Source organism: Actinomyces provencensis (assembly GCF_900155435.1).
Taxonomy (GTDB): domain Bacteria; phylum Actinomycetota; class Actinomycetes; order Actinomycetales; family Actinomycetaceae; genus Pauljensenia; species Pauljensenia provencensis.
Window position 1 is genome coordinate 1,379,847 of record NZ_LT700212.1, and the last position, 9,622, is coordinate 1,389,468.

Annotated in this window: 10 protein-coding genes and 3 tRNA genes; 8 read left to right on the forward strand and 5 right to left on the reverse strand. The window is 68.4% G+C overall.

Going from position 1 to position 9,622, the window contains the following annotated elements:
- Positions 1 to 1,207 (forward strand): hypothetical protein (locus BQ9890_RS06060; protein WP_195907634.1); only part of this gene is annotated, 1,207 nt, incomplete at its 5' end.
- Between the two features lie 117 nt (positions 1,208 to 1,324).
- On the opposite strand, the gene BQ9890_RS06065 is transcribed toward BQ9890_RS06060, so the two are convergent.
- Together BQ9890_RS06065 and BQ9890_RS06070 are read right to left on the reverse strand one after the other, a co-directional pair.
- Positions 1,325 to 2,368 (reverse strand): DDE-type integrase/transposase/recombinase, encoded by a 1,044-nt coding sequence (locus tag BQ9890_RS06065; protein WP_143226256.1) that lies wholly within the window; start codon positions 2,366 to 2,368, stop codon positions 1,325 to 1,327.
- Entirely contained in the window at positions 2,365 to 2,796 is a 432-nt protein-coding gene (locus BQ9890_RS06070) for a hypothetical protein (protein ID WP_075890131.1), read from the reverse strand. The genes BQ9890_RS06065 and BQ9890_RS06070 overlap by 4 nt, the downstream gene beginning before the upstream one ends.
- Positions 2,797 to 3,149: 353 nt before the next feature.
- Between BQ9890_RS06070 and BQ9890_RS06075 the strand changes: the two genes are divergently transcribed.
- Entirely contained in the window at positions 3,150 to 4,073 is a 924-nt protein-coding gene (locus tag BQ9890_RS06075) for a MarR family transcriptional regulator (protein ID WP_075890133.1), read from the forward strand.
- Positions 4,074 to 4,248: 175 nt separating this feature from the next.
- Here BQ9890_RS06075 and BQ9890_RS06080 read toward each other — a convergent pair.
- The 3 genes from BQ9890_RS06080 to BQ9890_RS06090 form a co-directional block, all read right to left on the reverse strand.
- Positions 4,249 to 4,320, reverse strand: a tRNA-Asn gene (locus BQ9890_RS06080).
- Between the two features lie 48 nt (positions 4,321 to 4,368).
- Positions 4,369 to 4,440, reverse strand: a tRNA-Asn gene (locus BQ9890_RS06085).
- Between the two features lie 142 nt (positions 4,441 to 4,582).
- Positions 4,583 to 5,071 carry a hypothetical protein gene (locus BQ9890_RS06090; RefSeq protein ID WP_075890135.1) on the reverse strand — a complete coding sequence of 163 codons (489 nt, stop codon included), beginning with the start codon at positions 5,069 to 5,071 and terminating at the stop codon, positions 4,583 to 4,585.
- 176 nt (positions 5,072 to 5,247) lie between these two features.
- Between BQ9890_RS06090 and BQ9890_RS06095 the strand changes: the two genes are divergently transcribed.
- The 6 genes from BQ9890_RS06095 to BQ9890_RS06120 all read left to right on the forward strand — a co-directional run bounded on the left by BQ9890_RS06095 (position 5,248) and on the right by BQ9890_RS06120 (position 9,409).
- A tRNA-Ile gene (locus BQ9890_RS06095) sits at positions 5,248 to 5,324 on the forward strand.
- Between the two features lie 254 nt (positions 5,325 to 5,578).
- On the forward strand, positions 5,579 to 6,190 hold the full coding sequence (locus BQ9890_RS06100; RefSeq protein ID WP_075890137.1) for a potassium channel family protein: 612 nt from the start codon (positions 5,579 to 5,581) through the stop codon (positions 6,188 to 6,190).
- A 192-nt stretch (positions 6,191 to 6,382) separates the two neighbouring features.
- Positions 6,383 to 7,627, forward strand: coding sequence for an ISL3 family transposase (locus tag BQ9890_RS06105; RefSeq protein WP_075890139.1), 1,245 nt, complete (start codon positions 6,383 to 6,385; stop codon positions 7,625 to 7,627).
- Positions 7,628 to 7,648: 21 nt separating this feature from the next.
- Positions 7,649 to 7,927 carry a LapA family protein gene (locus tag BQ9890_RS06110; RefSeq protein ID WP_143226257.1) on the forward strand — a complete coding sequence of 93 codons (279 nt, stop codon included), beginning with the start codon at positions 7,649 to 7,651 and terminating at the stop codon, positions 7,925 to 7,927.
- Positions 7,928 to 8,114: 187 nt separating this feature from the next.
- Positions 8,115 to 8,486: a hypothetical protein gene (locus BQ9890_RS06115; protein ID WP_075890143.1), complete on the forward strand. Its 372-nt coding sequence runs from the start codon at positions 8,115 to 8,117 to the stop codon at positions 8,484 to 8,486.
- 62 nt (positions 8,487 to 8,548) lie between these two features.
- Entirely contained in the window at positions 8,549 to 9,409 is an 861-nt protein-coding gene (locus BQ9890_RS06120) for a glycosyltransferase family A protein (RefSeq protein WP_075890145.1), read from the forward strand.
- Positions 9,410 to 9,622 lie beyond the last annotated feature (213 nt).

Genomic DNA, 9,622 nt, shown 5'->3' on the forward strand with positions numbered 1-9,622 from the left:
CCGCCGCGTGTCCCCGCGTCCCCTCCCCTCCGCAGGGGCGTCCCGACGTACGAGGGCGGCCCTTGCCGGCCTGGTCGCGGTGTGCACGGCCGTGTCCCTGTCCGGGTGCGGCCTCCGCTTCGAGGCCTCCCCCGGTGCGCTGCCCGAACTCACGGGTGTGGCCGCACTGCGTGACATGGCCGCCCGCTCGGAGTCGGCGGCCCGGGCCCGGGCGACGTCCCTGTCGGCCAAGGCCACCACGTGTGAGCCCTGTCAGAAGGTGCTGGACGGGATCGCCTCGGACTCCTCGGCACGCCTGGAGGCGCTGGGAGGTGTGTGGGACCCCTGGAACGGGACGGTCCCCGAGGGCGCACAGGCACCGGCAGCTGTGGCGGATGCACCCGTCGAGGTGGGCGAGTTCGCGACGTGGATGGCGCTGTCGGCGCGCCGGGACCTCGTCGCGGCCACCGACGCCGACATCGAGGGGCCCGACGCGCGCCTGCTCGCATCCGCCGCCCTGGGACGACTGGCCTCCGCGCAACGCCTGGCCGACACCTACGACCTCGATCTCGCCGGCGGCATGGGAAAGGTGAGCGTGCTCGACTCGCGTCTGGCCGAGCTCCTGGACCAGTCCGGCACGGAGGGCGGGGGCTGGGGGTTGGAGGACCTCCTGGACGGGGCCCAGTCCGGGGCGGACCTGCTGGGCGGCGGCTGGGCGGGCACCGGCAGCGACTGGGCGGGCACCGGCACGGATGACGGCGAGTCCGGCGATTCGGAGGACGCCACCGGAAGCGAGGGGGACTCCGACGCCTCGGGTCAGCAGTCCGGGGACACGGCTGCCCCCGCGCTCTCCCAGGACGTGCAGGAGTCCGCAGAGCTCTCCGCCGCCGTGCGCACCTGGGACTGCGTGGCCCAGATGCTCCCGCGCGCCCAGGTGGTCGACCAGACCATCGACGACGCCTCCGAGCGTGCGGACCGCCTGCTGGCCCGCGCCAGCGCGATGCTGGACGCCGGCGTGGCCGACACCCGCGAGGAACGCTGCAGGCTCTCCACCTCCGATGTCCCCACCCTGGACTCCCTGGTGCTGAGCGCGGACCTGAACCTGTTCACCTCCGCGTCGGAGCCGGTGCGCAGGCAGGGTGTCGACCTGGTCACCGACGACCTGGCGACATGGCTCGCCTCCGGTGACACGATCCCCGGACCCCTGCCCGGCACCGCCACCGACTGACCCCACCCCACCCCATCTCGGCGAAGTCCGCTCAGTTCTGACCTCGAAGTCCGCTCTGTTCCGACCTCGAAGTCCGCTCTGCGCGCGGTGTCAAGCTGTGGTGAGTCACTGGGTGTGTCAGCTGGCTGCTGATTGGTTGTCTGGTACTTCTGGCTTGTGGTGCAAGTTGATGCCGACCACGTTGGGTAGCGTGGGTGGGATGGGTGGCTTGCGGTGGCGGTCGCGGTGGTGGGCGTAGTAGGTGTCCAGTGCCTGGACGCGGCGGTCCTGGATCTGTGTCCAGGTGCCGTCGTAGACGGATCCTGGAGTGTGCAGCGCCAGACTGGAATGGTGGTGGGCATTGTTGAACCAGTCCACGTATTCACCCACCCAATGCTGGGCTGCGGGGAGATCCTCGAACATTCCGGGGTAGGAGGGCCGGTACTTCATGGTCCGGAACTCGCTCTCCTTGAACGGGTTGTCATTGGAGACACTGGGGCGGTTGAAGGACATCGCCACATCGTGGTCACCACACAGGCGCCGCATCCGCTCAGACTTCATCGCAGCCCCATTGTCGGAGTGCAGGACCTTCGGTGCGCCATGAGTGTTGAATGCTTCTCTCATCATGTCCCGGGCGATCACGTCGCTCTGGCGGGAGGCGACGCGGTGAGCCACGATCTTTCGGGAGTAAAGGTCTTGGACGCTGTAGGCCTTGAACACGCAGCCCACGAAGGCCCCCTTGACGTCCGAGATGTCCCACACCCACACCTCGCCAGCAGCGTGAGCCTCCACAATCGGTGCTGATCGCTTCGAGCCTCGACGCTTCGTGGGAATCTTGGGGCGTGCCTGTTGGTCCTTGATCCGGTTGGCGATGCGGTACCACTGGCGTCGACTCCCCAGGTACACGCCCTCATCCCAGGAGGTGGCAAACGCCTGCTGGACGGACTCACCCTTCGCCCAGGCCGCAGTGATCCTGGCCATCACCTCTTCCTCGTCCTGGGTGCTGATGCGTGAGGGATACCCACGATCTGCCTGAGGGATGGGCTCGCGCTGGATCCGGCGAGGCTTGTCGCGGTACTGCCACGTTCCCCGAGACACTCCCGCCATCTCCAAGGCCTCACGCTGGGAATGGCCCACTTCTTTCAAGTCCCCCACCAGGTCGAACATCACCTGGCGGATCACCTCGAACTCTCCGCGTCGCTGCTGGCTCCGGGCTCTTGACCGCGTATCTGCTGCAAGAGCCCGAAAGCTTTTCCCAGTGCAAGGTTGCCTGCCTCAAGCATCCGGATCTGCTCATCGCGACGCGCCAACTCCGCCGCATGAGCGACCTCCACGGCCTTCAGTTCCTTCTCATGGCGGGCGCGCTCACCTTCCAACGCCCGCTCCGCATCAAAGGCCCGTTTCGTCATGTCCGAGACCCTACTGGAAGACCTCGGCACCAGCCCACGCTCCATGTCCCCACTGATGAACGCCTTCCTCCACCGGTGAAACTGCGCCCTCGTAAACGGCTTCCCCTCCAGCCATCCTTCCTTGCTCCCCTGAGGCAAATCCAAGTACTCCCACACATAGCCCCTGATCTCCTCACTCGAAAACCCCGGCGTCAAACTCATCGAACCACTCCTCCTCAACAGGAGTGACTCACACCCAGCCTGACACGCACGGCTGTTCTGACCTCGAAGTCCGCTCCGGTCCGCAGCGCGGCTGCCCGCGCACCGTGGGCGCTGCGGCGGCCGCCCATCGCGCCGGCTCTCTGCATCCAAGGTCGACCTCACAGCACATTCCGGCTTCCATACCCCTTCTGGGCCCCTGAAGTGGACCGTCGATGCTCCGGAGCGGATCCGAGACCAAGCATGCGGGCATGCGCAGCACCCCCGGCCGTACCGCCTCTCCCACGTACCTCTTGACAGATCGTCAGGTACCTACATATATTAATCAGGTACCTACACACTTAGGAGGTCCAGAGATGGACGAGAACATGAACACCGATCGGGCCCCTGAGCCCGACACCTTCGAACAGCCAGCACCTCCAGACACCACCCGGGCTCCGGAGCCCCCGGAGAGCCCCGAAGGTCCCGAGCAACCGGACGCTGCCGCCGCGGAGAACGCGGCCACAGCAGGGTCCGAGGCGACGACACCCGACCCGGCGACTCCGGACGCCGACTCCCTCTCCCGATCCGTCATGAGGTTGGGACGCCTGCTCATGCGCCATGAGCACATCACCCGCTCCGGAAGGCACGGACGCAGCGCCCGCGTCGGGCAGGGCCGGGTCCTCGCACTGCTCGCCCTGCGCGAGCCACTGGGACAGAAGGACCTCGCCTACCTGCTGGGTGTGCGCCCCCAGTCGCTCAGCGAGCTGCTGGGGAAGCTCGAGCACGCCGGCCTCGTCTCGCGACAGCGTGACGAGAACGATCGTCGCTCCACGCTGGTCAGTCTGACCGCCGAGGGACGGGGGGCGGCCGAGGAGGCTGCTCGCTCCGGCGCGAACGAGGACGACCCTTTCGACGCACTCGACGACGCCGAGCGCGCCGAGCTGGCACGCCTGGCCGGGAAGGTCTCCCAGGCACTCATCGACGCCGACGGAGAGCCCGGACCCCACGGACCGCGTGGCGGCGGTCACCGGCGCGGCGAGGACCCCCGCCGCAGGGAGGGCAGAGGAAATCGCGAGGGCGGACCCCGCTGGGACAGGGAGGACTCCCCCTGGGACGGCGAGCGCAAGGAGCGTGGTCGCAACCGCCTCGACGAGGGCGACGAGCCCCGCGAGCGGCCCGGTCGTCGTACTCGCGAGGCAGCCGAGGACGAGCGCTCCCCGCGCGGTCGGAAGCAGTACGGCCGCCGTCGCGGCTGGGGACGGGATCCCTTCCGCATGGGTGGCACAGCCTGGGCCTGAGCACGAGGTGGCGTGGGCCCACGAGCCACGCGACCACGAGCCAAGGGTCCAGGAACCCGATGCCACCACGGTGAGACCGGGAGCGCATCACTCGAACGCCTCGGTGCACACGCCGACAACCTTCCGACACGGCATGAGGGCCTGCCCCCTCGGGGGCAGGCCCTCTCACCTCTTGCTCCCGCAAGTGGATTCGAACCAGTAACCGCCCGATTAACAGTCGGATGCTCAGCCGTTGAGCTACGCCGGAATACGGCAAGAGGGCCTGCCCCCTGGGGGCAGGCCCTCTCACCTCTTGCTCCGGCGACTGGATTCGAACCAGTAACCGTCCGATTAACAGTCGGATGCTCTGCCGTTGAGCTACGCCGGAATGTCGTGCGTGGACGATGTTAGCGAGCCACGGGCACACCCGGCAAATCAGCGGGACGTGGCGGTCGACTCACAATGGCGCCCGAGCAGGTCAGATGTGGGCAGCAGCACACCCCGACGACCAGCACACCGGCCGACACCGGTCAGTCCAGGCCCACCCCGTCGCGAACCTCACGCTCGAGTGCGTCGGCCAGCTGTCGCCCGCCCTCGTCGAGTGGCCCGTCGGCGACCAGTGTGGAGAAGAGCTGACCGTCGTCGCGCCGCCTGACCGCAGCGACCACCGTCGTGCCCGCGTCGGTGCGCGCCGCCTTCTGGACCACCAGGGAGTGGTTGACCTTCACGGAGACGTCGGCCATGAAGGTGCCGGGGTCGGTGGAGCGGGTCCTCACGACCAGTGGCGGGCGTCCCGGGTCGACCCAGGCGACCGTCAGGTCACGCGTCCCGGAGTCCCAACGAGAGTTCTGGACCTCGTACCACATGCCCGAGTCCTCCACACCGCCCTCCCCCACCAGGATCACGGCGTACTTGCCGGCGACCAGCCAGCGGCCGTCCGTCAGCTCCTCTGCGGAGGCGCGGCGATCGCTGCGCGGGAGGAAGCCGGTCAGGTTGTCGGGAACAGTGCGCGTTGCCATGGTGACCAGCGTAGTGGGGACGGGGTCCGCGGATCGCGCACGAGGGCGGCTCCCGCAGCCTGTCCCTGCGCCCGGCCCCGGGTCCTGACCCCTGCCGCCCCGATGGGTCGCGACCTTCCGCCGAGGACGGCAGCGCGGTGACTCGATCGCGTACCCGCACCCGCTAGCATTGGTTCGCCCCGATAGCTCAGTCGGTCAGAGCAGCGGACTCATAATCCGTCGGTCGTCGGTTCAAGCCCGACTCGGGGCACCAGTGTCTGCAACGGTCTCCCCTCCACCTGCCGTCGTGCAGTCGGCCCAATGGTCAGCCATGGCCCCAGACCCGGCCTGGTACGGGACTGGCTGGGACCGGAAGAACGCTCCCCGACCCACACGTCCACGAGGCCCCGTGGCCGAACCCGTACGAGGACGTGGCCCGTGACTCCGTCGCAGGGCGATCCACGGGTCCAGCGGCCTCGCCGCCTCCGGGTGTCACCTGCCTCCCAGGGCGCGGGTACTCTTCCCGGTGTGGATCAGGCGAGGACTCCGGCACGACGGCAGCGTCTGATCACGTGGACGACGGCGACCGAGTGGCCCCTGACCATCGCCGCCGTCGTGTTCCTGGTGGCGTACTCCTGGGAGGTCATCGCCAACCTCCAGGGTCCGGCGCGCAGGGCCGCTGAACTCGTCATCAACGTGACGTGGGCGCTCTTCGCCCTCGACTACGTCATCCGACTGGCCCTGTCCCAGGATCGTTGGCACTTCTTCACCCACCACCTCCTGGATCTCGCCGTCGTCGCACTCCCGTTGCTGCGTCCGCTCCGGCTCCTCCGTCTGGTCGCCCTGGTCGGAGTCCTCCAACGTGCCTCGGGTGGCGGGTTGAGGGGACGGATCGCCCTCTACACCGCGATCTCCGCCTGTCTCATCACCTACGTCGGTGCCCTGGCGGTCCTCGACTCCGAGCGCGGAGCCCCGGACTCGACCATCACCACCTTCCCCCAGGCCCTGTGGTGGGCATTCGTCACCGTCACCACCGTGGGCTACGGCGATCTCACTCCCGTCACCGCCACGGGGAGAATGGTGGCTCTTCGTCATTCAGCGTGGTTTGGTGAGGCTGGCCTGAGCGGTTTGAAGCGCTGAGAGTGGTGTGTCGGTGCTGGTGTGAGGGGTCGGGGCCTTCTTGAATGGGAAGCGTTCAGACTCACCCGTTCGAAGAAGACCCCGACCGTGTTCCACACTACCTGCACTCATCCCGGATACTGCTGCCTGGCCGACGCAATCACTGACCTTCCCGGCTTCCACGTCACGCGTGTGGATCGCTCACCTGCGGGCATGCGTGTCCACGTCGAGACCGACCCTGGGGAGGTGTTCTGCCCCTCCTGCGGGGTCCAAGCCGTGGCGGATGGTCGCCAACAACGTCTCCTCCACGACACCGGAGTCTTCGGGGTCCCCGTCCTCCTCGTGTGGTCCAGGCGCACCTGGAGGTGCCGACAACACTCCTGCCCTCAGATCTCTTGGGGGGAGGAGACGCAGTTGGCTCCGCCTCGCAAGCACTTCACGACCCGAGCCATCACGTGGGCCGTTGACCAGCTCCTCACCCGAGATGTCGCCGTCTCCGCCCTGGCCCGGGACCTCCAGGTGGGGTGGCACACCCTGTGGAAAGCCATCGAGGGGCCCCTGGAGCAGCGCCTGAAGGAGCTCAGCGACCAGGCCAGCGTGGAAGCCTTGGGGCTGGACGAGCATGTGTGGCGTCATTCCGGGCCCCACAAGAATCGGATGATCACCGGGGTGGTGGACCACACCAGACCGAAGAGAGACAAGGACGGGAAGACGAAGCCCTTCGCGAGGCTCCTGGACGTCCAGGTCGGGCGCTCGGGAGCGGTCGCCGAGGACTGGTTGGCCTCCCAAGGCAAGGAGTTCACGAGCAAGATCCGCATCGCTGCCATCGACCCCTACCGCGGTTACGCCAACGCCATCTCAGCGACCCTGAAAGAGGCGGACATGGTCGTCGACATCTTCCACGTGACAAAGCTGGCCAGTCAGGCCCTCGACGAGGTGCGTCGCCGAGTCCAGCAAGACACCCTGGGGCGCAGGGGACACGCCAAAGACCCCTTGTATCGGGCTCGGAGACTTCTCCTCACCGGGGCCAGCCACCTCACCGAGAAGATGGCGACCAAGCTGGATGCCCTCCTCCAAGAAGGCGACCCGAACTGGGAGGTCACCATCACCTGGACGATCTACCAGAAACTCATCGCCGCCTACCAGCAGAGCGACTCCCACGACATGGTCACCCTCATCGATGCCCTCAAGGACTGTCCCATCCCCGAAGTCGCCAGGCTGGGGCGCACCTTGAAGTCCTGGAAGAGGGAGATCCTCGCCTACTGGCACACCGACCGCTCGAATGCCGGCCCTACCGAGGCCATCAACAACGTCATCGAGACCACCCGACGCATCGCCCGCGGATTCCGCAACTTCGAGAACTACAGGCAGCGGATCCTCGCCTCAGCCTCCGGACAACGCCCCTACCGCCAACCCCCCAAGCCGGTCAGGAAAGGACAACCAAACCACGCTGAATGACGAAGAGCCAGAATGGTGGCGGTGGTCCTCATGATCGGCGGGATCGCCGTCATCGGTGTCGTGACAGCCACCCTTGCGTCCTGGATCGTCTCCCGGGTCGCTGACGAGTCCGCCGACGAGCAGGCGGCCACCAGACGGCAGGTGGCACTGCTGCAGGAACAGATCGAACGCCTCGAGCAGAAGGTGGATGCACTCGCGTCCCCGTCTCCTGCCGACCACGACTCCATCCCCGTCCCGCACCCGGACACGGACGCGGACCACGACCGGAACCCGGATCAGGACCCGGGCAACCACGCCTGACGCGCCCTCGTCCGACGGACGCCCGGCGGGACACGACTGACCATGAGGTGCACCTGACCGCTCCCGCTGCCATGGCAGCCCCCGTCGCCCTGGCCGTGGGCACCGCACCGCCACGCAGCCACGCCCGTCGTCTTGCGCACGACCCCGCCCATCGCCCACAGTTGGACCCATCCCGGGAGGAGCACCCATGGCAGTGAGGGCAGTGGCCACCGAGCAGCGGTGGCTGGGCGGCGGAGACGTCGACATTCCCGTACGCCTTCGCAACACGGGGCTCCGTCCGGTGCGGGTGCGGTTCCTCGACTTCCTCGCACGCGAGTCTCCCGATTCCTTCGGCTTCGGTGGCTTCGAGACCTCGATGGACGCCGACCGCAACGGTGACCCCTTCGACCGTGACCTGGTGTGCACGGAGCACTGGCTCCCGTGGCGTTCGTCCGCCACCCACACCGTCCGTGTGCACCGTGCGGGCGGACTCCCCGACTCACTCCTGCTCGTGGCCGAGGTCGACGGGGAGCGGGAGGTCCTCGACGTCGACCTCTCGCACGTCGCGTCGGTGGCCTGAGACCGCTGGCGTCACGCGCCGTGCGCCCGTTGTACCCCGGGTTGGGCACATAGGCTCGTCCCGTGACCACAATCGGAGTCGTCATCACTGCCCACGACCAGGCGGACATGGTGGAGGAGGCTGTCGCCTCCGCACGCGCCCAGACCAGGCAACCCGACCGGATCATCGTGGTCGACGACGGGTCCCGGGACCCCGACTCCCTGGAGATCCTGGCCCGGCTCGACACCTCGCCTGACGTCGAGGTGCTCCAGCAGTCCAACGCGGGGGTCTCCGCAGCGCGCAACCGCGGCATCGGGCACTGCCCCTGCGACCGGGTGATGGTCCTGGACGGGGACGACAGGATCGCCCCGACCTTCCTGGAGCGCACCTCGGCCGTCCTGGACGAGGACCCGGATGCCGTGGGCGCCTCCAGCTGGATGCGCATGTTCGGCCTCGCCCATGCCCTGGTGCGGCCGTCGGGTGGTGCGGCGGTGGACTTCCTGGCGCGCAACGCCTGTCCTGCCGCCGTGCTCCTGCGCCGCAGCGCCTGGGCGCGCGCAGGCGGCTACGAGGAGACCATGCGCGAGGGTTTCGAGGACTGGGACTTCTTCCTCTCCCTCCTCGACGAGGGCGGCCACGTGTCGGTCGTCCCCGAGGCGCTCATCGAGTACCGTACGAGCCTGCACTCGTCGAATGTCACCAGCATGGACAGGCGCAGCGAGTTGGTGTCCACGCTGGTCGATCGTCACCGCGACCTCTACCAGCGCCACCTGCACGAGGTCGTCCTCGCCCTGGACGCGATCCAGACCCGACACCTGCGGGCCTGGGAGGAGCTGGCGGTCCGGCAGCCCGACCTGGACTTGACCGAGGCGAGCTTCGGTGACGGCGGCATGGCCGCGCTGGTGCGCGTCGAGTCGGCCAGGACGAGGCCCCCGGCGTCCTGAGGCGCGCGCGCCCCGCCACCGCGAGGGGTGAGGGACACACCGGGCGCTGGACGCGGGCGTCGATGCAGCCGGGAGCAGCCGGCCAGCCCGGTCCCGGCCCGAACCGGGCACACCGGCCCCGACCTCAGCCGACCACCCCCGCCGCCACCTCAGCCGCGCGCCGCGCCCACCGGGTCCGACAGTGCGTCCAGAGCGCGGCGCGCGGCTGAGGTG

Bases quoted from the DNA above. Each gene is read 5' to 3' on its own strand.
- BQ9890_RS06070 (WP_075890131.1), bottom strand. From the start codon at position 2,796: ATGAGTTTGACGCCGGGGTTTTCGAGTGAGGAGATCAGGGGCTATGTG.
- BQ9890_RS06075 (WP_075890133.1), top strand. From the start codon at position 3,150: ATGGACGAGAACATGAACACCGATCGGGCCCCTGAGCCCGACACCTTC.
- BQ9890_RS06090 (WP_075890135.1), bottom strand. From the start codon at position 5,071: ATGGCAACGCGCACTGTTCCCGACAACCTGACCGGCTTCCTCCCGCGC.
- BQ9890_RS06105 (WP_075890139.1), top strand. From the start codon at position 6,383: ATGCGTGTCCACGTCGAGACCGACCCTGGGGAGGTGTTCTGCCCCTCC.
- BQ9890_RS06115 (WP_075890143.1), top strand. From the start codon at position 8,115: ATGGCAGTGAGGGCAGTGGCCACCGAGCAGCGGTGGCTGGGCGGCGGA.